Source organism: Duganella sp. Root1480D1 (assembly GCF_001427305.1).
Lineage (GTDB): Bacteria > Pseudomonadota > Gammaproteobacteria > Burkholderiales > Burkholderiaceae_D > Rugamonas.
In genome coordinates this window covers 230,181-250,915 of sequence record NZ_LMFZ01000002.1, presented here as the reverse complement: position 1 = coordinate 250,915, position 20,735 = coordinate 230,181, and the positions used below count along the sequence as shown (strand labels likewise).

Sequence of the window (20,735 nt, the reverse complement as noted above, 5' to 3'; positions counted from 1 at the left end):
GGGGTCAGCTCCGGCAATCGGACATAAATTTCGCTTGCGAAATTTATGTCCGATTGCCGGAGCTGACCCCGACTTTCATCAAGCATGGATAACATCACTCATAGCGTTGTTGGCCTCGGTGTTGGCGAGCTGGTTCAGCGCTCGCTGCCGCCGGAGGCTGATCCGGCGCGGCACAAGACGCGGCATCGCTTGCTGTTGACGGCTTGCGCCCTCGCCAGTAATTTCCCTGACCTCGACCTGGTGTTCACCCGGCTGGCGCCGGCGCCGCTGGGTTACCTGCTGCACCATCGGGGTCATACGCATACCTTGCTTTATCTGCTGCCGCAGGCTTTGTTGCTGCTCGTCTTGCTGTGGGCCTTGTGGCCGAATGCGCGGGCGCTGCTGCGCGACAGCCGCGACGCGCGGCGCGGGCTGTTGCTGGCGCTGGCCGCTGGCTTGCTGCTGCACCTTGGCATGGACTTCATGAACAACTACGGCGTCCATCCGTTCTATCCCTTCAGCGGGAGCTGGTATTTCGGCGATATGGTCTACATTATCGAGCCGGTATTCTGGGTGGCGTTCGGGGTGCCGCTGGCGATGGTGGCGCCTTCGCGGCGGATGCGCATCGCCCTGCTCGCGGTCCTGCCGGTGATCCTGCTGTATGTGACGATGCATGGATACCTTGGCTGGGCTTCGTTTGCTGCACTGGTGGCGCTGGGCGGGGCGGTGGCGGCGCTGCGCTTCATGCATATGCACAGCCGGCGTGCGCTGCTGCTGGCGCTTGGCGTGGTGCTGGCATTTGTCGGCATCCAGGCCTCGGCTTCGTACAAGGCGCGCCAGGCGGTGACGGCGGCCCTGGTGCTGCAAGACCCGCAAGCGCGCGTGCTGGATGTGGCGTTGACCGCCTTCCCGTCGCAACCACTGTGCTGGAGCTTCACCTCGATCGAGTCGGATGGAACCACTTACCAGCTCCGGCGTGGGCACTTGAGCCTTGCGCCTGCGCTGCTGCCGCCGCGCGAATGTCCTGCGGCGTTGACGGCAGATGCTTCTCAGGAAATGGCCGGTACCGTGCCGGGCGTGCTGGTGTCCGGCTCCTGGCAGGGGAACCTGGCGGCTTTGCGCGCCCGGGCGGCAGTCGATTGCCAGCTCGCTGCGTGGCTGCGCTTCGCACGCATGCCGGCGGTGGATGCGGCCCAGGCCAGCGACCTGCGTTTCGCGGCTACGCCACGCGGCAATTTTACGACGCTGATGCTGGCGGCGAAGCCGGAATGTCCTTTCAGCGTGCCAGGCTGGGGCACGCCGCGCGCCGACCTGCTGGGGAGCGCGCAGTGAAGTCCTACGATCCGCATCAGCGTTTTGGCAGGCCGGAAAGCGGCTGGCGCGAAAAACTTTATGCCGTCATCTTCGAATCCGACACACCGGCCGGCATGGCCTTTGACCTGGCTCTGATCGGCGCCATCCTGCTTAGCGTGACGACGGTGGTGCTGGCCAGCGTGTCCGAGGTGGCGCGCGACTATGGCGACTGGCTGTTCGCGGCAGAATGGTTCTTTACGGTGCTGTTTACCATTGAATACGCCAGCCGCCTGCTGTGCGTGCGGCACCCGCTGCGTTATGCCCGCAGCTTCTTCGGAATGATCGATTTGCTGGCGGTGCTGCCAAGCTATATGGCGCTGTTCGTGCCGGGTGTGCATGTGCTGCTCAATGTGCGCATCCTGCGCCTGCTGCGCATGTTCCGTATCCTCAAGCTCACGCTCTATATCGAGGAATACGGCATGCTGGGCCGGGCCTTGCTGGCCAGCCGCCGCAAGATCCTGATCTTCCTGTCGGTAGTGTTCATGATCGTCTTCCTGCTGGGGACCGTCATGTACGTGGTCGAAGGGCCGGCACATGGCTTCACCAGCATCCCGACTTCCGTCTACTGGGCGATTTCCGCCGTGACCACAGTGGGTTTTGCGACCTGGTGCCGAAGACGGACCTGGGGCGGGCCATTGCGTCGATCATGATGCTGCTCGGGTGGGGCATCCTTGCGGTACCGACGGGCATCATCAGCGCGGAAATCAGCCAGCAGCGCCGCTCGGCCCGTACCTGCGCCGGCTGCCTGGCCGGAGACCATGAACAGTCGGCGCGCTTCTGCAAAAGCTGCGGCAGCAAGCTGCCGGCGAATTAAGCGGCCTGCCTGAGCGGCTGTTCGAAGTCGGTCGAGAGCGCCAGCTCCTTCCACTGCGCCAGTTCCTGTTCTACCTGCTGGTGCTTGGCGTAGGCACGGGCCACGGCGTCGCTGCCCAATTGCAGTCGCAGTGGCGGCTGCTCGGCATCGGCCAGTATCAGCAAGGCTTGCGACAGCTTGGCCGGATCGCCTGGCTGTGCGTGATTGGCGCCAGCCGCGAAGGTGCGCATGGCGCCAACCGTGTCCTGGTAGTCTTCAATGCGAACCGCAGTCTCGACCAGCGACGTGGCGTCGAGGAAGTCGGTGCGGAAGAAGCCAGGTTCCACCACCGTGACGTGCACGCCCAGCGGCGCCAGTTCCAGCGCCATCGATTCGCTCAAGCCTTCCACCGCGAACTTGGTCGAGCCATAGACACCCCAGCCGTAGTAAGCCTGGTAACCACCCAGTGAGGAAATATTGATGACATGGCCGCTATGCTGCCTGCGCATAACCGGCAGCACGGCGCGGCTTACGTTCAGCAGGCCGAAGACATTGGTCTCGTAGTTGCGGCGCACTTCTTCCGCCGAAGTCTCTTCGACAGCGCCGAGGATACCGTAGCCGGCATTATTCACCAACACGTCGATGCGGCCGAAGCGTTCGATTGCGGCCTGGGTGGCGGCGATGGCAGCGGCTTCCTTGGTGACGTCCAGCTGCACAGGCAGCAGCTGGGGATGCACGCCCAGGGCGTCGACGATCACTTGCGGGTTGCGGGCCGCAGCTACCACGGAGTCGCCGCGCGCCAGGGCGTCGCGGGCAATCAGGAGGCCGAAGCCGCGCGAGGCACCGGTGATGAACCAGACTTTGTTTGACATGATATTTCTCCTTCAGTGAGGTGGGTTGGTAAAGGGATATTAGGCTTCGCGAAGCTGCTACACTAGCCACGGTAATGGTGATTGATCTTCAACCAGTGGTTGTAAATGATGGATAAAGCGCGCGTCATCACCCTATTCATCGGCGTCGTGCACGCCGGCAGCTTCAGCCAGGCGGCGGTGGATGCCGGCCTGTCTGCGCAGGCGGTCAGCAAAGCGATCCGCCAGTTGGAGGAGTACCTCGGCGTGCGCCTGTTCCATCGCACCACGCGCAGCCTGAGCTTGACCGACGAAGGCCAACGCCTGTTCGAGCTGGCCAACCCAGGCCTGCGCCTGCTGGATGAAGCGCTGGACCATGTGCAGAACAGCCGCGAGGCGCTGGATGGCATGATCCGCATCGCCGCGCCTACCTCGCTGGGCACGGTGATGCTGGCGCCGCTGCTGCGCGAATTCCAGGAGCTGTACCCAAGCGCCCATTTCGACATGCTGTTCGATGACCATTTCACCGATTTGATCGAATCGAAGATCGACGTCGGCTTCCGGGCGGGGAATCCGCCGGCACGCAACCTGGTCGCACGCCAGTTGGGCAAGATCCCGCTGTATATCTGCGCCTCGCCCGCCTATATCGAACGCCACGGTGCGCCGCGCACGGTGGAAGAGCTGCTACAGCACCGCTGTACCGGCTTCCGCCAGCCCAACACCGGCCGCGTCATCCCGTGGGAGCTGAAAGGGCAGGGCGGCACAGTGTTCCAGGACGTGCCCTGTGTTGCTACCTTCAATACGGCCGAAGGCGAGGTAGAAGCGGTACGCGCCGGCGTCGGCATCGGCCAGGTGGCGCTGTATATGGTGGAGCGCGACCTGGCCGAGGGACGGCTGGTACATCTGCTGCCGACCCACGTCACGGCGAACGCGGCCGTTTACATGTACTATCCGCAGCGCAGCCGCATGCCGATGCGCGTGCGGCACTTTATCGACTTCATGGTGAAACGCAAATGGACCGCCTTTACCTGATGACTGTCTACGTGGCAGTGGCCGAGGAGCAGGGCTTCGCGGCTGGCGCGCGCCGGCTCGGCATGTCGCCGCCTGCCGTCACGCGTGCGGTAGCGGCGCTGGAAGAAAGGCTGGGCGTCAAACTGCTGGACCGCACTACCCGCCACGTGCGCGTGACGGAAGCCGGCCAGCGCTACCTGGATGATGCACGCCGCATCATCGCGGAAGTCGACGAGGCTGACGATGCGGTGGCTGGGATCAACGCGGCCCCGCGCGGGCATCTCACGGTCACGGCGCCGGTGCTGTTTGGCCGCATTTACGTCATGCCGGGCATTGTCGATTACCTGCAGCGTTATCCGGCGATGGATGTCTCGACCGTCTTCGTCGACCGCGTGACCAACCTGCTGGAGGAGGGCATCGACGTCGGCATCCGCATCGGCGAACTGCCCGATTCGAGCATGCGGGCGATTCCGGTTGGGCAGGTGCGGCGCATGATCATTGCCTCGCCTTCCTATATCGCCAGGCATGGCGCTCCGCGCACGCCGCAGGAACTGGCGCAGCACACCATCGTCGCCTCGTCCGGCTCCAGCGTGCCGCCCGACTGGCGCTTCCACCATAACGGCAGCACCCAGTCGCTGCGGGTCAAGCCGCGCCTGGGCGTGAACAATAACGACTCGGCCATTGAAGCAGTGCGCAGCGGCTTCGGCATTGCGCGACTGCTGTCCTACCAGGCGGCGGCCTTGCTCGAGGCAGGAGAACTGGTGGAGGTGCTGCAGGACTATGCCACGCCGGCCGTGCCTATCCATATCATCCACCGCGACAGCCGCCAGGGTTCGACCCGCATCCGCAGCTTTGTCGACTTGATGGCGGAGCGCTTGCGCACCGATCCGAGGCTTCAGCCGGTGCGTTGACGGCGCTAAGTTGGTGCAGTGCACAATCGCAGTGCTGCATTTCCACCGCCTTTCCCCCTGAAAGCGGGGTGGCACGGCGCTTGCAATATCCCCATTATTTACTCACCGGGGATAGAGATGGATCGCACGTTCAGCCTTACCCGTCGCCGCCTGCTTGCTGCAGGGGCTGCGACTGCGTTATCGAATTACGCCTGGGCTGCAGGCTCCGACAAGCCGGAAAAAGAAGAGGTCAAAGTCGGCTTCATTCCCCTCACGGATTGCGCCTCGGTCGTGATGGCGTCTGTACTGGGCTTCGACAAGAAGTACGGCATCAAGATCGTCCTGAGCAAGGAGGCTTCCTGGCCTGCCGTGCGCGACAAGCTGGTGAACGGCGAACTTGACGCAGCCCATGTGCTGTATGGCCTGGTTTATGGCGTGCACCTTGGTGCCGGCGGGCCGAAGAAGGACATGGCCGTGCTGATGAACCTCAATCACAACGGCCAGGCGATCACGTTGTCGAAGAAGCTTGCCGACAAAGGGGCAGTCGATGGCGCGTCGCTGGCCAAGTTGATGCGCACCGAGCAGCGCGACTATACCTTTGCACAGACTTTCCCGACTGGCACCCATGCGATGTGGCTGTACTACTGGCTTGCTTCATACGGCATCAACCCGATGCAGGACGCGAAGATGATCACCGTGCCGCCGCCGCAAATGGTTGCCAATATGCGGATCGGGAACATGGACGGCTACTGCGTGGGCGAGCCCTGGAATCACCGCGCGATCGTGGACGGCATCGGCATCACCGCCACCACCACGCAGGATATCTGGCGCGATCATCCGGAAAAGGTGCTGGGAACCAGCGCGGAGTGGGTGAAGAAGTACCCGAATACCGCGCGGGCGCTCGTCGCCGCGATATTGGAAGCAGGGCGCTGGATCGATGCCTCCTTGTCGAACAAGGTGAAGATGGCCGAAGCTATCGCCGACAAGTCCTACGTCAACACCACGGTCGACGTGATTGGGCAGCGCATCATGGGACGCTACCAGAACGGGCTGGGCAAGACCTGGGATGATCCGAACTACATGAAGTTCTTCAACGACGGCACGGTGAACTTCCCATACCTGAGCGACGGCATGTGGTTCCTGACGCAGCAAAAGCGCTGGGGCTTGCTGAAGGCGGAGCCGGATTACCTGGCTGTGGCCACGCAGATCAACCAGATCGACGTCTACAAGGATGCGGCAAGCATGGCCAAGGTGAACGTGCCGAAATCGCCGCTGCGCAGCGTGAAGATGATCGACGGTGCGGTTTGGGATGGCAAGAATCCCAAGGCGTATGCCGACTCGTTCAAGATCAAAGCGTGAAAGGAGGGCGTATGAGTGCACTCTACGAATCGATTGGGGCCCCGGGCGCAGCGCGCGAAAGTGCTGCCACGGCCCTGGCGCAAGCCGGCATTGGTCCGGCTGCCGACGGGGCGGCGACGCCATCGCGCCGTGCGCGGCTGGCGGCGAAAGGCGTGCGCCTGGCGCCGGAGGGCGGAAGGCTGAGGCCCATCGTGATGAAGGTGCTGCCGCCGCTGCTTGGCTTGTCGCTGCTGGTGCTGGCCTGGCAAATCCTGGCGGTACGCAATGCTGGCTTTCCCACCCCGCTGGAAACCTGGCATGAAGCGGTGAAGCTGTTTGCCGATCCGTTCTATCGCAAGGGTCCGAACGACCAGGGCATAGGCTGGAATATTCTCGCTTCGCTGCGCCGGGTGGCGCTGGGCTTCGGGCTGGCAGCGCTGGTCGGCATTCCGCTTGGTTTCCTGATCGGCCGCTTCAGCTTCGTGTACGGCATGTTCAGCCCTCTGATCAGTTTGCTGAAGCCCGTATCGCCATTGGCCTGGTTGCCGATTGGCCTGCTGGTGTTCAAGGCTGCCGATCCGGCTGCGATCTGGGCCATCTTCATCTGCTCGATCTGGCCGATGATCGTCAACACCGCCGTCGGCGTGCAGCGGGTGCCGCAGGATTACCTGAACGTGGCGCGCGTGCTGGACCTGTCCGAATGGAAGGTGGCGACCAGGATCCTGCTGCCTTCCGTATTGCCCTACATGCTGACAGGCGTGCGGCTGGCGATCGGCACCGCATGGCTGGTGATCGTCGCCGCAGAAATGCTGACCGGCGGGGTGGGCATCGGCTTCTGGGTATGGGACGAATGGAACAACCTGAACGTGCCGCACATCCTGATCGCCATCGGCGTGATCGGCATGGTCGGCTTACTGCTGGAACTGGCGCTGGTTGCGCTGGCCAAAGCCTTCAGCTATGAGGAGAAATGAGATGACGTCGAAATTTATCGATATCAGCAAGGTCGACATGCGCTTCGGCCAATTCCACGCGCTGAGCGACATCAACCTGGCGGTGGAGCAGGGCGAATTCATTACCCTGATCGGCCATTCGGGCTGCGGCAAGTCCACACTGCTCAACCTGATCGCAGGCTTGAACCGGGCAAGCAGCGGCGTGCTGGTTTGCAGTGGCCGCGAGATTGCCGGGCCGGGACCGGAGCGCGGGGTGGTGTTCCAGAACCATTCGCTGCTGCCCTGGCTGACCTGCTTCGAAAACATCTATCTCGCGGTGGAGCGGGTGTTCGGCGGCAAGGAGCTGCGCGCCCAACTGGACGAACGCACCTGGAAGGCGCTGGAACTGGTGGGGCTGGCGGCAGCAGGCGGCAAGCGGCCCAACGAAATTTCGGGCGGCATGAAGCAGCGCGTCGGCATCGCCCGCGCGCTGTCGATGGAACCGAAGGTGCTGCTGATGGATGAACCGTTCGGCGCGCTGGACGCGCTGACGCGCGCCCACCTGCAGGACGAATTGATGCGCATCGTTGCCGCGACGGGCGCCACGGTGGTGATGGTGACGCATGATGTGGACGAGGCGGTGTTGCTGTCCGACCGCATTGTCATGATGACAAATGGACCGGCTGCCACCGTTGGCGGTATCGTCAAAGTACGGCTGGAACGCCCGCGTGACAGGCTGGCCCTGGCGCAGGATCCGCTCTATCTCGACTACCGGACCAGTGTGCTGGAGTTCCTATATCAAAAGCAAGTACGTGCGGCACAACGTTTTGCTGCATAGCAATGCACAAAAGTGTGGCAGCAGAGCGGCTCTGCTGCTACATTGGTGGTCTATACAAATGGAGACACCTGATGAGTACCGAAGTACAGTCGCACAAAATTATCGAAGAAGCAAAGCGGGACGATAAGCCGAACCGTCACGAACTGGTGCGCCAGCAGATGAACCACACCGGCCTGCGTACCGGTATTGCAGCTGGCTTGCTGGCCCTGGTAGGCCTGAGCGCCTGGCTGCTCGCCTGATCAAATGACCCGCAGTTCGTCCAGCGGCCAACGCGGACGGACGTTGAAGGAATAATCCCGCTGCGCCGCCTGTGGATTGATCTGCAGGCGCATGGCGCCGGCGAAGGCAATCATTGCGCCGTTATCGGTGCAGAATTCCAGTTCCGGGTAGTAGACCTTGAAGTGCTTCTTCCTGGCTGCCGCGTTCAGCGACGCGCGCAGTTGCGCGTTTGCGCCTACACCACCGGCAATCACCAGGCGTTTCAAGCCGGTCTGCTTCAGTGCGGACAGGCATTTTGCCGTCAGCACATCCACGATCGCATCCACGAATCCGCGCGCGATGTTGGCCTTGTCCTGCTCGCAGACATTGGCGGCGCCGCCGTTGTTGTTCACCACTGTCAGCACCGCTGTTTTCAGGCCGGAGAACGAGAACATCAAGTCTTTCGAGTGCAGCATGGGGCGCGGCAGCTTGTAGGCTTCCGGATCGCCGAATTCGGCCATGCGCGAAATGGCCGGGCCGCCAGGGTAGCCCAGGCCGAGCAGCTTGGCGGATTTGTCGAAAGCCTCGCCGGCCGCGTCATCCAGTGTTTCGCCCAGCAGCTCGTACTGGCCAACGCCGTCCACACGCATCAACTGTGTATGGCCTCCGGAGACCAGCAGTGCCACGAAGGGGAATTCCGGCGGCTCGCTGGCCAGCAACGGCGACAGCAGGTGGCCTTCCAGATGGTGCACGCCCAGCACCGGCTTATCCAGCGCCATGCCCAGGGAGCAGGCGATGGCCGAACCCACCAGCAAAGCACCGGCCAGGCCGGGTCCTTGCGTGTAAGCGATGGCGTCGATCGCGCTGGCCGGCATATCGGCCTTGGCCAGGGCCTGTTCCAGCAGCGGAATCGCGCGGCGGATATGGTCGCGCGAGGCCAGTTCCGGCACTACGCCACCGTATTCCTCGTGCATCGCCACCTGCGAATGCAGGGCGTGCGAGAGCAGGCCGCGCTGCGTGTCATACAGGGCCAGGCCGGTTTCGTCACAAGAGGATTCGACGCCGAGAACGATCATTGGAATGCGCAAAGGGTAAAGGGCAATCCGCCATTGTAATGGAAAGCCTGCTTGCGATGATTGGTATACGTGTATACAATTTACCGCATGAAGACACCTCCACCTCGTGCGCAAGGCGGTCCGGCCATCCTGGCGGCCCTGCGCGCCGACATCAGCAGCGGCAAGCTGGCGCCCGGCGCCGTGCTGCGCCAGGCCGAACTGGCCGAACAATTCGGCACCAGCCGCATTCCCGTGCGCGAAGCGCTCAATTCCCTGCAGGCGGAAGGCCTGGTGCAGATCGAGCCCAATCGCGGCGCGTTCGTGACGACGCTTAGCGCCGCGGAGTTGCAGGAGCTGTTCGACCTGCGCGTGCTGCTGGAAACGGACGTATTGCGGCGCGCGGTGCCCTGCCATACGGAGCGCAGCCTACGCCGGCTTGAAGCGATCCAGCACGAACTGGATGGCGAGACAGTGCCGATGGAGTGGCTGCGGCTTGACCGGGCCTTTCACGATGAGTTGTATGCGCCGAGTGCGCGGCCGCGCAGCCTGCAGTTGGTGGGCAGCCTGCGGGCGTCGGTTGAGCGTTTCTACTTGGCGCGGCTCGGGCCTGAAGCACGCCGCCCGGAATGGAATGATGAGCACCAGCGCCTGATCGCGCTGGTGAGGGCAGGTGATGCAGAGGGGGCTTGCGCCATGTTGGCCGGGCACCTGCGCGAAACTGAAAGGAGCATGACATGAGCATTCATAGCGCGGAAGTTGCATGGCATCGACATGATGCAAAATTCACCGATAACCGTTACAGCCGGCTGCATAAGTGGACGTTTGATGGCGGCATGGTGGTGCCGGGCTCGTCGTCGCCGCACGTGGTGCGGGTGCCGCTGTCCGATCCTTCTGCGGTGGATCCGGAGGAGGCGTATGTCGCTTCGTTATCGAGCTGCCATATGCTGTGGTTCCTGAGCCTGGCGGCACGGGATGGGTATGTGGTCGACAGCTATGTCGATGCGGCGGAAGGGATGATGGCGGATGGCTGGATCGGCGTGGTGACGCTGAAGCCGATGGTTGCGTTCTCAGGCGAGAAGGCGCCGACGGATGCGGAGCTGGAGCGCTTGCACCATGAGGCGCATGGGGAGTGTTTCCTGGCGCGGTCGGTCAAGTCCGAGATTCGCGTTGAGGGGAGCTGGCGATTCTAAACCGGTGCCCCGGTCGGTTGGCCGCCCCGTCTGACCCGCNCGTCTGACCCTGCGGGTCAGACGGGGCGGCCAACCGACCGGGGTACCGGTTTTAAGGCCGGGCGCGCAGCTCGAGGTCTGCCTCTTTCAGTACGCGAACCGTGGTCTCCCAATCGATGCAGGCATCGGTCACGGAGCAGCCGTATTTCAGCTCGGACAGGTCCGATGGGATCTTCTGGTTGCCCGCCACAATGTTCGACTCGATCATCACACCGACGACGGACTCGTTGCCGTGCACGATCTGGTTGACCACATCGGTCATCACCAGCGGTTGCAATTCCGGCTTCTTGTACGAGTTGGCGTGCGAGCAGTCGATCACGATATTGGCTGGCAGCTTGGCCTTCTGCAGCGATTGTTCAGCGATCGCCACCGAGACGGAATCATAGTTTGGCCGGCCGTCGCCCCCGCGCAGCACCACGTGGCCATGCGGATTGCCCCGCGTGCGCACGACAGACACATTGCCCTGGCTGTTAATGCCCAGGAAGGCGTGCGGATTCGCCGCCGACAGGATCGCGTTGATCGCGATGCCGATGTCGCCGTCCGTGCCGTTCTTGAAGCCTACAGGCGTCGACAGGCCCGACGACATTTCGCGGTGGGTCTGGGACTCCGTGGTGCGGGCGCCGATGGCGGTCCAGGCGATCAGGTCGCCCAGGTACTGGGGCGAGATCGGGTCCAACGCCTCGGTGGCGGTTGGCAGGCCCAGTTCACACACGTCGAGCAGGAACTGGCGCGCCTTTTCCATGCCGACGTCGACGCGGAACGAATCGTCCATATACGGATCGTTGATATAACCCTTCCAGCCGGTGGTGGTGCGCGGCTTTTCGAAATACACGCGCATTACCAGCAGCATGGTGTCCTTGACTTCTTCCTGCAGCGCTTTCAGGCGGCGCGCATAGTCCAGGCCCGCGACCGGGTCATGGATGGAGCAAGGGCCGACGACGACGAACAGGCGCTTGTCCTTGCGCTCCAGGATGGCGCGCAGGTCGGCGCGACCCTTGGTAACGGTGTCGGAGGCCTTGTCGGTCAGCGGCAGTTTCGCATGCAGCTCCTCAGGGGTAGGCATCGATGCGAACGAGGTAACGTTAATGTTTTCGAGGTTTTGGGCAATCATGATCAGTCTGCTTTTCACTGTGTTTTTTCTTGGGGGATCTAACAGTGTAGCCGAAATGCCGTAAACTGGCTGAATGACGACCAAACAACCTTTCCAGGCCGCTCCGTTCATCAAGGAAATCGGCCGGGGCGCGAAGGGCGCCCGCAGCATGGACCGCGAGCAGGCGCGCGAATTGTGGGGCGCGATTCTCGATGGACGCGTATCCGATCTTGAACTGGGTGGCATCCTGCTGTCGATGCGCATCAAGGGCGAATCTGTAGAGGAGCTGGAAGGCTTCCTGGAAGCTTCCGAAGCCTCGTTCGACAAGCTGCGTGCGCCGGCAGGCGAGTTCGCGCCGGTGCTTATCCCCAGTTACAACGGCGCGCGCAAGATGGCCAACCTGACGGCCCTGCTGGCGCTGCTGCTGGCGCGCGAAGGCGTGCCGGTGCTGGTGCACGGCGTGGCGCATGACGTTGGCCGCGTCGCCACGGCGGAAGTTTTCGAAGCGTTGGGCGTGCATGCTTCGCCCGACCATGCGGCGGCCGAGGCGGCGCTGGCGGATGGCCGCGTCGCCTTCATCACCATCGACGCGCTGGCGCCGCGGCTGGCGTGGATGCTGTCGCTGCGGCGCATCCTCGGCGTGCGCAACTCGACCCATACGCTGGTGAAGATCTTGCAGCCGTTTGAAGGGCCCGCACTGCGGCTGGTGTCCTACACGCATCCCGAATACCTGGAATCGCTGGGCGAGTTCTTCACGTTGAACAAAGGCCACGCCTTCCTGATGCGCGGCACCGAAGGCGAGACCGTCGCCAATGCCAACAAGGCGCAGAAGATCGACTGGTTCCACGGCGGCGAGCGCACCGTGCTGGTCGAGAAGCAGACGCTGGTCGAAAAACTGCCCGAGCTGCCGGAAGATAAGAGTGCCGAGTCCACCGCCGCCTGGATCCAGGCCGTGCTGCGCGGCGCAATCCCGGTGCCGGACTCGATTGCCCAGCAGGTGGCCCACTGCAAAGATGTTGCCCGCGCTCTCGCTAGCGGTGCCGCCCTCCTGTAAAATGGTGGGTTTGGTATCGGGGCAGGGCGGCAGGAAATGGCAAAACAGTACGATGTAGCGGTGATCGGCGCGGGCGCGGCGGGCATGATGTGCGCGGCGACCGCTGGCAAGCGCGGCAAGCGCGTGGTGCTGCTCGACCATGCCGAGAAACTGGCGGAGAAGATCCGCATCTCCGGCGGTGGTCGTTGTAACTTCACTAATATTAACGCCGGCCCCGCGAATTTCCTGTCCGAGAATCCGCACTTCGCCAAGAGCGCGCTGTCGCGCTTCACGCCGCACGATTTCCTGGCGATGGTGAAGAAGCACCGTATCGGCTTCCACGAAAAGCATAAAGGACAACTGTTCTGCGACGATTCCGCAGAGCAGATCATCCAGATGTTGAAGGATGAATGCTCCGACGGCAATGTGCACTGGCGGATGCCTGCGAAAGTGGATGACCTGAAGCAGAATGGCGCCGGCTACATCCTGCAAACGGACGAAGGTGAAGAAATTCATGCAGCGTCGATTGTTGTCGCCACTGGCGGCCTGTCGATTCCAAAAATCGGTGCGACCGATTTCGGCTACCGGATTGCCAAGCAGTTCGGCCTGAAGCTGGTTGACCCACGCCCCGCCCTGGTGCCGCTGACTTTCGACGCCCAGGAATGGGCACCGTTCGTGCCGCTGTCCGGCGTTTCGCTGGAAGTGGACGTGGAAACCGGCGCGCTGAAAGGCCGCAACCCGACCGGCGCGCGCTTCCGTGAAGACCTGCTGTTCACCCACCGCGGCCTGAGTGGCCCCGCCATCCTGCAGATTTCCTCGTTCTGGCAGCCCGGCACCCCGATCACCATCAACCTGCTGCCGGAGATGGACCTGGCGCAGGCGCTGATCGAGGGGAAGGGCACGCTGAAGAAGCAACTCGGCAACCTGCTGTCGCAATGGCTGCCGAGCCGCCTGGCCGAAGGCTTGCTACAAGTGCAAGGCCTGGACCCTGAAGCGCGTATTGCCGATATGAAGGACGACACCCTGCGCAAGCTGGGCCGTGCCGTCAACCAGTGGACCATCACGCCGAACGGCTCGGAAGGCTATCGCAAGGCCGAGGTCACGCGCGGCGGCGTGGACACCCGCGAGCTGTCCCAGCAATCGATGGAATGCAAGAACGTGCCGGGGCTGTACTTCATCGGTGAAACGGTGGACGTGACTGGATGGCTGGGCGGCTACAACTTCCAATGGGCCTGGGCATCCGGAGTGGCTGCTGGCCTCGCGATCTGATATCATTCCACTTCCGGCAACGCATTTTTCGCCGGATTCATGATGTTAGCTCGGCTGAAATATTGCCCGCGAAAAGACGTCGATATCCCCTTCGGAACCGCCTGAGTGGCCGGTTTGGCGTCTATTGTCTCTTCCATTTTTGAGCAAAACCTGCTAATATCGCTGTCTTTCCTGAACCCTAACGGTTTGAATTTTTACATGACTACTATCCGCCTTAAAGAAAACGAGCCGTTCGAAGTCGCAATGCGTCGCTTCAAGCGCACCATCGAAAAGACCGGTCTGCTGACCGAACTGCGCGCACGCGAGTTCTACGAAAAGCCAACCGCAGAGCGCAAGCGCAAGCTGGCAGCTGCCGTGAAGCGCCACTACAAGCGCATCCGCAGCCAGCAACTGCCTAAGAAGCTGTACTAATTCAGCTCTCGTCGGCATTCTTGCAGGCGCATTGATCGCCACGGATGCCTACGCCAGAGTTTCAACCCGCTCCGGTATAAGCCGCAGCGGGTTTTCCTTTTTCCACGCACACTTTTGAGGTAGCTATGAGCCTGAAAGCAAAGATCACTGATGACATGAAAGCCGCCATGCGCGCCAAGGAAGCCGGCAAGCTGGCCACCATCCGCCTGCTGCTGGCCGAGATCAAGCGCAAGGAAGTGGACGAGCAGATCGAAGTCAACGACGTCCAGACCGTGGCCATCGTTGAGAAGATGATCAAGCAGCGCAAGGATTCGATCACCCAGTTCGAAGCTGGTGGCCGTTCCGACCTGGCCGACATCGAGAAAGCCGAACTGGCCTTCCTGGTGGATTACATGCCAGCCGGCCTGTCCGACGAAGAGATCGCTGCCGAAGTGAAGGCCGCCGTGGCCGAGTCCGGCGCCGCCGGTCCACAGGACATGGGCAAAGTCATGGCCATCGTCAAGCCAAAGCTGGCAGGCCGCGCCGACATGACCGTCGTATCCGCACTGGTCAAAAAGGCCCTCACCCCGGCATAATCTACAGCCGAGTTCGTGTCACACCATGGGGTCACACCCCAAGTGTGACACGGGCTCAGCCATATCGTGGGCCGCGTGCGTTGAGGTGGATCAAACTCCCTTTGTGCGCGGCGGTATAGTCTGATTTATAACAAATACCGTTCAGCCTCGTGATTCCACAGTCATTTATTGCCGACCTGCTGAACCGCGTCGATATCGTCGATGTGGTGGGGCGTTACGTCCAGTTGAAAAAGGGCGGCGCCAATTTCCAGGGCCTGTGCCCGTTTCACAGCGAAAAATCTCCTAGCTTTACCGTTAGTCCGACCAAGCAGTTCTATCACTGCTTCGGCTGTGGCGCCCATGGCACCGCGATCGGCTTCCTGATCGAGTATTCGGGCATGGGCTTTGTCGATGCGGTCAAGGATCTGGCCCAGAACGTCGGCATGGTGGTGCCGGAGCAGGACGACAAAATCCCGCCGGCCCAGCGCGCGGCTCAGCAGCAGCAATCCATGGCGCTGTCCGACGCCATGTCTAAAGCGAACGAGTTCTATCGGGCCCAATTGCGCCTGGCGCCGCAGGCGATCGGCTACCTGAAAGGCCGTGGCCTGACCGGTGAAATCGCGGCCCGCTTTGCCCTCGGCTATTCGCCAAGCGGCTGGGACGGCTTGAAAGCAGTGTTTCCCGACTATGAAAACCCGGTCCTCGTCGAAGCCGGCCTGATCATCCAGAACGTGGATGAGGATGGCAAGCGTACCAAGCGCTATGACCGCTTCCGCGAACGGGTAATGTTCCCTATTCGCAATACCAAGGGCCAGGTGATCGCCTTTGGCGGTCGCATCATGGACCAGGGCGAGCCAAAGTACTTGAATTCCCCGGAAACGCCTTTATTTTCAAAGGGCTCGGAGCTGTATGGCTTGTTCGAAGCGCGCCAGGCCATCCGCGATGCGGGCTATGTACTGGTGACGGAAGGCTATATGGACGTGGTGGCGCTGGCCCAGATGGGCTTCCCCCAGGCGGTCGCGACGCTGGGAACCGCTTGCACCACGACCCACGTCCAGAAGTTGTTGCGTCAAACCGACAACGTGATCTTCAGTTTCGATGGCGACAAGGCCGGCCGCCGCGCTGCAAGGCGTGCGCTGGAAGCCTGTCTGCCGCACGTATCGGATGACAAGACGATCAAGTTCCTGTTCCTGCCGGCTGAGCACGACCCGGACAGCTATATTCGTGAGTATGGCGCCCAGGCGTTCGAACAGCAGGTGCATGAAGCGATGCCGCTGTCCCAGTTCCTGCTGCGCGAGGCTGCCGGCGAACATGATTTAACATCGCCTGAAGGCCGGGCCCGCGTCCAGTTCGACGCCAAGCCACTGCTGCAGGCAATGCCGCCGACCTCGCTGCGCCTTCAAATCGTGCGCGGCCTGGCGACCATGACGCAGAGTACGCCAGGCGAGGTGGAGCAGCTGTTCGAGCTGGCCAAGCCGGTGGCTGCTAATAAGGTAGCGCCGCCCAAGAGCCGGCGTGAGCAGCCGGTAGGGCTGGAACTGAAACTGATCCGTGTGGTGCTGACACACCCGACGCTGGCGCTGGAACTGGACGACGAAGCGCTGCTTGCCTTCAGCCATTTCGGCCAGGAAGCCGCTGAGCGCCTGGTCTGGCTGATGGTGCAGGCGCAATCGCTGGGAGACCAGGGCAGCTTTGCCGCTTTCTGCCAGTTGGTGAAAGAAACCGGCAGCGATTATGATGCGCTCATCGGCGAGATTGCCGCTGCGCCGGAACCGGATATTGAAGGTGAACGGTTGTGGTTGCTGGCTACGGTGCGCCACTTGAAAATGGATGCTTTAAAACAGGAGCTGGACCAGCTGTTCAGCGCTGGTTTGTCCTCCGAGGAAATTGGTGTACGCTACCGCGAAATTACTGCCAAGCAAGATCAACTAAGGAAGGAAGCTGAAGCCGATTTAAGCCCGAGGTAATTGCCGGCACGCACGCAAACCTTCCCGTCTGGTAATTGTAAAGTGGCGTGCTATAATAAAATGCTAAATATTGCAATATTTAGCGGGTCTGTTTTTTCGTTTGTTTTCAGTAAGTTACAGTAGTAGTTGTTGCGGTTTGTAGTGGACTTAACTATTCCCGGAAAGCGCCTGTGCCAGCAAAGAAACCTGAAACCAAAGCGGCTGAAAAGCCTCGCAAAGTGACCGCCAAGCCTGCGACCAAGTCGGCTAATAAACCGGCAACTCGCGTCGCGGCGCCGCCGGTGGTTAGTCAGACAACGGACGCAGCCGCCCTGGCTGCCATCGATACTTCCGGATATGTGCTGCCAACCGTCAAGGTGCCGGGACGCCGTGGCCGCAAGCCGAAGGAGTTCACGCCGGAAAACGACGAGGTTGCAGCACTGAACGCTGTTGAGCGTGCCGAGATGAAGGCTGCGGACAAGGCGAAAGCCAAAGACCGCAAGGCCAAGGAAAAGGCATTGCTGAAAGATGCCTTCTCGTCCGACACCGAGGCAACGGAAGAGGAACTCGAACGCCGCCGCCAGAAGCTCAAGACGCTGATCAAGTTCGGCAAGGAGCGCGGCTTCCTCACCTACGCTGAAATCAACGACCACCTGCCGGAAAATATCGTCGATCCGGAAGCGATCGAAGGCATTATTGGCACCTTCAATGACATGGGCATCGCCGTGTACGAACACGCGCCTGATGCCGAGACCCTGCTGCTGTCGGATAACGTTGCCACTGTCACCAGCGACGACGAAGCCGAAGCTGCTGCGGAAGCCGCGCTGTCCACCGTCGATTCCGACTTCGGCCGCACCACCGACCCGGTCCGCATGTACATGCGTGAAATGGGTTCGGTCGAGCTGCTGACCCGCGAGGGCGAGATCGAAATCGCCAAGCGCATCGAAGACGGCCTGCGCGACATGATCCAGGCGATTTCCGCCTGCCCGGTGACGATCGCCGAGATCCTCGCCACTTCCGAACGTATCCGCATCGACGAGATCAAGATCGACGAAATCGTCGACGGCCTGGTTGATGAGGAAGGCGAAAACATCGCCACGGCAGCTGCCGCTTCCGACGAAGAAGAGTCGGACGACGACGAGGAAGAAGAGGACGAAGAAGAAGAGGACGAAGCTGCCAGCCCTGGCGGTGCCGCGGCCGGTTACACCGCCGAACAGCTGGAAGCGATGAAGCAGCTCTCCCTCGAAAAGTTCGACAACATCGCCAACCAGTTCGAGCGCATGCGCAAGGCCTTCGAGAAGGATGGCTACAATTCGAAAGCCTACCTGAAGGCGCAGGAATCGATTTCCGGCGAGCTGCTGGGCATCCGCTTCACCGCCAAAGTGGTGGAGAAGCTGTGCGACACTCTGCGCGGCCAGGTCGATGAGGTGCGCCATATCGAGAAGCAGATCCTCGACGTGGCGGTGAACAAGTGCGGCATGCCGCGTGCCCACTTCATCAAGGTCTTCCCAGGTAACGAAACCAACCTGGAATGGGTGGATGGCGAAGTCGCCGCAGGCCACGCTTATAGCGCGATCCTGGGCCGTAACATCCCGACCATCAAGGAACTGCAGCAGCGCCTGATCGACCTGCAAGCACGCGTCGTGCTGCCGCTGCCGGACCTGCGTAACATCAACCGCCAGATGGCGGCAGGTGAAATGAAGGCGCGCAAGGCCAAGCGTGAAATGACCGAGGCTAACTTGCGCCTGGTGATCTCGATCGCGAAGAAGTACACCAACCGCGGCCTGCAATTCCTGGACCTGATCCAGGAGGGCAATATCGGTTTGATGAAGGCGGTCGACAAGTTCGAGTACCGCCGCGGCTACAAGTTCTCCACGTATGCAACGTGGTGGATCCGCCAGGCGATCACGCGTTCCATCGCCGACCAGGCACGTACCATCCGTATTCCGGTGCACATGATCGAAACGATCAACAAGATGAACCGGATCTCGCGCCAGATCCTGCAGGAGACCGGTGCCGAGCCGGATCCGGCAACCCTGGCGATCAAGATGGAAATGCCGGAGGATAAGATCCGCAAGATCATGAAGATCGCGAAAGAGCCGATCTCGATGGAAACGCCGATCGGTGACGACGACGATTCCCATCTGGGCGACTTCATCGAGGATAACAACACGCTGGCGCCTTCGGACGCAGCGCTGCATGCCTCGATGCGCGGTGTCGTGAAGGATGTGCTGGATTCGCTCACGCCACGCGAGGCCAAGGTGCTGCGCATGCGCTTCGGTATCGAAATGTCCACCGACCACACGCTGGAAGAGGTCGGCAAACAGTTCGACGTGACCCGTGAACGTATTCGCCAGATCGAAGCCAAGGCATTGCGCAAGTTGCGCCACCCATCGCGCTCCGACAAGTTGAAGAGCTTCCTGGAAGGTAACTAAACTTGACGAATAGGGCCGCTGGCCCTATCCTGCCGGGTTCTCAGGGCCCTTAGCTCATGCTTGGTTAGAGCAGAGGACTCATAATCCTTTGGTGCGCGGTTCGACTCCGCGAGGGCCTACCAAATAGCGTAAAACAAAAAAGGGGTTACGATCGTTCGTAACCCCTTTTTGTTTTCCGTGCCACTGGCCGATCCCTAGCCTTGGCCAGGGTATCTCCGTTGTACTGTTGAGTTTCTATCGTGCACGGGATGTGATTGCCATGATGGTAATATTTCCCTCATGCACTTGCCCCTGCCGTTCAGACTATTGCTGCTAGCGTTTTGTCTCCTGCTTTCTGCCTGCGGCCGGCCGCCAGAAGGGCCCTATGCCGAGTGGCTTGAAAACGATGAAACAGTGGAGTCTGTTACCCAGGAGCTCCCATTCACGATCCTGCATATCGAATTCGTTCCTACTGATTGGCTGAGAATCCTCTCGTTCCAACAACGCTACGACCGAGTGCTCTACAAGCGCAAGGTTGTGATCGAAAAGGGCGAGCCAGCCCGCTTATGGCAAGGTCTTGGGCAGCCGGCAGTCATTGCGCAGCAATACGCCAATATCTCGGATGACCAGAGTCCGCTTTTCCTTGTCTACGAACGTAATCAGAAGGCTGTTGTCGAACATATCGATATGGGTACTTACATCAAGTCGATTGGCGAACCCATCGGCCCTGGCTTGCGCTACTTCGAGGACGAGGACAAGAAGTACGAAGGATCCATTCTTAAAGCGTTTCCGGTTGAGAAGACGAATCTACCGAAAGGGCTGGCGTGGCCATCGATTCATCGGCTGGCAGGCTTCACCCCGGACATGAAAGCCTTCGCCTATGTGGACTCCCTGTCAGAACCATCGGTTGTGGTCGTTGTCGACGCGAAGGGCAATATTGGCGAACCGATTCCCCTGCCAGATATGCCCCGCGTTCCGGAAGCGGTGCAAACGAGCGGCCACTTGGGGCAAATTCATCCATGGTTTGATGCCCAATTCAAGTGGCAAGTAACGCCCACCGGTCAATGGGACCTGGCCCGGAGGGCACCAATGGAAATTAACCGCAGCGCGGCGACTGCTCTCGAAGAGCTGTTTCTTGATGCCAGCCAAGGCTACCGAAACTGTTTTGGCAGCACCAGTATTGCCTGTCTTGATGGCTGGCGCCGGGATCCGGAAGACGAAGCATATGAACATTGCCAATGCGCCGGGGCTCATGTCTACCGCCCATCCAAACCGGTGCAGGCCTTCGGTTCAAACGTGAACAGGCTTCTGTATGCAACGTCGGGAAATGGTTCTGCTTACCATTTGGTGCTCGATGCGCCACCCGAAAAGGTTGTGGGTGAACTTCGCAATCGGCTCAAGGCGCGTCGGCTGGAAATTGTTGAAGCCGGAGAGCATTCTCACGAGAGCGTCGAAGCCAATCAGTTTGTAACGCCAACCGTTACTGTGAGCGTCGAAGCGTTTGAACAGGGATCCCTGATTCGCACACTCGCACGCTATCCTGCAAACCAATAAGAT

The 20,735-nt window shown here is 61.1% G+C and carries 21 protein-coding genes and 1 tRNA gene; 19 read left to right on the top strand and 3 right to left on the bottom strand.

What is annotated here, in order from left to right; all coding sequences use genetic code 11:
* Positions 1-84 precede the first annotated feature (84 nt).
* The 3 genes from ASD58_RS04560 to ASD58_RS32695 are packed head-to-tail and all read left to right on the top strand — an operon-like array spanning position 85 to position 2,146.
* Complete coding sequence (locus ASD58_RS04560; protein WP_057259913.1) at positions 85-1,311, top strand: metal-dependent hydrolase; 1,227 nt, start codon at positions 85-87, stop codon at positions 1,309-1,311.
* Positions 1,308-1,982: an ion transporter gene (locus ASD58_RS04555; RefSeq protein ID WP_307176938.1), complete on the top strand. Its 675-nt coding sequence runs from the start codon at positions 1,308-1,310 to the stop codon at positions 1,980-1,982. The genes ASD58_RS04560 and ASD58_RS04555 overlap by 4 nt, the downstream gene beginning before the upstream one ends.
* A complete protein-coding gene (locus ASD58_RS32695) occupies positions 1,979-2,146 on the top strand; it encodes a hypothetical protein (RefSeq protein WP_307176937.1) in 168 nt (55 codons plus the stop codon). Before ASD58_RS04555 ends, ASD58_RS32695 begins: the two co-directional genes overlap by 4 nt.
* Here ASD58_RS32695 and ASD58_RS04550 read toward each other — a convergent pair.
* Complete coding sequence (locus ASD58_RS04550; protein WP_057259912.1) at positions 2,143-2,997, bottom strand: oxidoreductase; 855 nt, start codon at positions 2,995-2,997, stop codon at positions 2,143-2,145. The two genes, ASD58_RS32695 and ASD58_RS04550, sit on opposite strands and share 4 nt — an antisense overlap.
* Positions 2,998-3,102: 105 nt before the next feature.
* On the opposite strand from ASD58_RS04550, the gene ASD58_RS04545 reads away from it, so the two are divergent.
* The 6 genes from ASD58_RS04545 to ASD58_RS31055 all read left to right on the top strand — a co-directional run bounded on the left by ASD58_RS04545 (position 3,103) and on the right by ASD58_RS31055 (position 8,218).
* Positions 3,103-4,005: a LysR family transcriptional regulator gene (locus tag ASD58_RS04545; RefSeq protein WP_307176935.1), complete on the top strand. Its 903-nt coding sequence runs from the start codon at positions 3,103-3,105 to the stop codon at positions 4,003-4,005.
* Positions 3,987-4,895 (top strand): LysR family transcriptional regulator, encoded by a 909-nt coding sequence (locus ASD58_RS04540; protein WP_057259911.1) that lies wholly within the window; start codon positions 3,987-3,989, stop codon positions 4,893-4,895. Before ASD58_RS04545 ends, ASD58_RS04540 begins: the two co-directional genes overlap by 19 nt.
* Positions 4,896-5,012: 117 nt before the next feature.
* Positions 5,013-6,233 carry a CmpA/NrtA family ABC transporter substrate-binding protein gene (locus ASD58_RS04535; RefSeq protein ID WP_057259910.1) on the top strand — a complete coding sequence of 407 codons (1,221 nt, stop codon included), beginning with the start codon at positions 5,013-5,015 and terminating at the stop codon, positions 6,231-6,233.
* An 11-nt stretch (positions 6,234-6,244) separates the two neighbouring features.
* Positions 6,245-7,183, top strand: coding sequence for a nitrate ABC transporter permease (gene ntrB, locus ASD58_RS04530; protein WP_057259909.1), 939 nt, complete (start codon positions 6,245-6,247; stop codon positions 7,181-7,183).
* A 1-nt stretch (position 7,184) separates the two neighbouring features.
* Entirely contained in the window at positions 7,185-7,979 is a 795-nt protein-coding gene (locus ASD58_RS04525; RefSeq protein WP_057259908.1) for an ABC transporter ATP-binding protein, read from the top strand.
* A gap of 71 nt (positions 7,980-8,050) precedes the next feature.
* Positions 8,051-8,218 carry a hypothetical protein gene (locus ASD58_RS31055; protein ID WP_156401151.1) on the top strand — a complete coding sequence of 56 codons (168 nt, stop codon included), beginning with the start codon at positions 8,051-8,053 and terminating at the stop codon, positions 8,216-8,218.
* Here the strand turns inward: ASD58_RS31055 and tsaD are convergent, their stop codons facing one another.
* Positions 8,219-9,253 (bottom strand): tRNA (adenosine(37)-N6)-threonylcarbamoyltransferase complex transferase subunit TsaD, encoded by a 1,035-nt coding sequence (tsaD, locus tag ASD58_RS04520; protein ID WP_057259907.1) that lies wholly within the window; start codon positions 9,251-9,253, stop codon positions 8,219-8,221.
* Positions 9,254-9,340: 87 nt separating this feature from the next.
* On the opposite strand from tsaD, the gene ASD58_RS04515 reads away from it, so the two are divergent.
* Both ASD58_RS04515 and ASD58_RS04510 read left to right on the top strand, forming a co-directional pair.
* Positions 9,341-9,970, top strand: a complete 630-nt coding sequence (locus ASD58_RS04515) for a GntR family transcriptional regulator (protein WP_156401150.1) — start codon at positions 9,341-9,343, stop codon at positions 9,968-9,970.
* Positions 9,967-10,422, top strand: coding sequence for an OsmC family protein (locus tag ASD58_RS04510; RefSeq protein WP_057259905.1), 456 nt, complete (start codon positions 9,967-9,969; stop codon positions 10,420-10,422). Before ASD58_RS04515 ends, ASD58_RS04510 begins: the two co-directional genes overlap by 4 nt.
* Before the next feature lie 91 nt (positions 10,423-10,513).
* Here the strand turns inward: ASD58_RS04510 and ASD58_RS04505 are convergent, their stop codons facing one another.
* Positions 10,514-11,572: a 3-deoxy-7-phosphoheptulonate synthase gene (locus ASD58_RS04505; protein ID WP_057259904.1), complete on the bottom strand. Its 1,059-nt coding sequence runs from the start codon at positions 11,570-11,572 to the stop codon at positions 10,514-10,516.
* Positions 11,573-11,645: 73 nt separating this feature from the next.
* Here ASD58_RS04505 and ybiB point away from each other — a divergent pair, with 73 nt between their 5' ends.
* The 8 genes from ybiB (at position 11,646) to ASD58_RS04465 (ending at position 20,732) form a co-directional block, all read left to right on the top strand.
* Positions 11,646-12,605: a DNA-binding protein YbiB gene (ybiB, locus tag ASD58_RS04500; RefSeq protein ID WP_057259903.1), complete on the top strand. Its 960-nt coding sequence runs from the start codon at positions 11,646-11,648 to the stop codon at positions 12,603-12,605.
* A gap of 36 nt (positions 12,606-12,641) precedes the next feature.
* Positions 12,642-13,853, top strand: a complete 1,212-nt coding sequence (locus tag ASD58_RS04495; protein WP_057259902.1) for an NAD(P)/FAD-dependent oxidoreductase — start codon at positions 12,642-12,644, stop codon at positions 13,851-13,853.
* A gap of 198 nt (positions 13,854-14,051) precedes the next feature.
* Positions 14,052-14,264 carry a 30S ribosomal protein S21 gene (rpsU, locus tag ASD58_RS04490; protein WP_005665410.1) on the top strand — a complete coding sequence of 71 codons (213 nt, stop codon included), beginning with the start codon at positions 14,052-14,054 and terminating at the stop codon, positions 14,262-14,264.
* A 125-nt stretch (positions 14,265-14,389) separates the two neighbouring features.
* On the top strand, positions 14,390-14,839 hold the full coding sequence (locus ASD58_RS04485; RefSeq protein WP_057259901.1) for a GatB/YqeY domain-containing protein: 450 nt from the start codon (positions 14,390-14,392) through the stop codon (positions 14,837-14,839).
* 149 nt (positions 14,840-14,988) lie between these two features.
* Positions 14,989-16,785 carry a DNA primase gene (dnaG, locus tag ASD58_RS04480; RefSeq protein ID WP_057259900.1) on the top strand — a complete coding sequence of 599 codons (1,797 nt, stop codon included), beginning with the start codon at positions 14,989-14,991 and terminating at the stop codon, positions 16,783-16,785.
* A gap of 170 nt (positions 16,786-16,955) precedes the next feature.
* Entirely contained in the window at positions 16,956-19,199 is a 2,244-nt protein-coding gene (rpoD, locus tag ASD58_RS04475) for an RNA polymerase sigma factor RpoD (protein ID WP_057259899.1), read from the top strand.
* Positions 19,200-19,242: 43 nt separating this feature from the next.
* A tRNA-Ile gene (locus ASD58_RS04470) sits at positions 19,243-19,321 on the top strand.
* Positions 19,322-19,478: 157 nt separating this feature from the next.
* Complete coding sequence (locus ASD58_RS04465; protein ID WP_156401149.1) at positions 19,479-20,732, top strand: hypothetical protein; 1,254 nt, start codon at positions 19,479-19,481, stop codon at positions 20,730-20,732.
* Positions 20,733-20,735 lie beyond the last annotated feature (3 nt).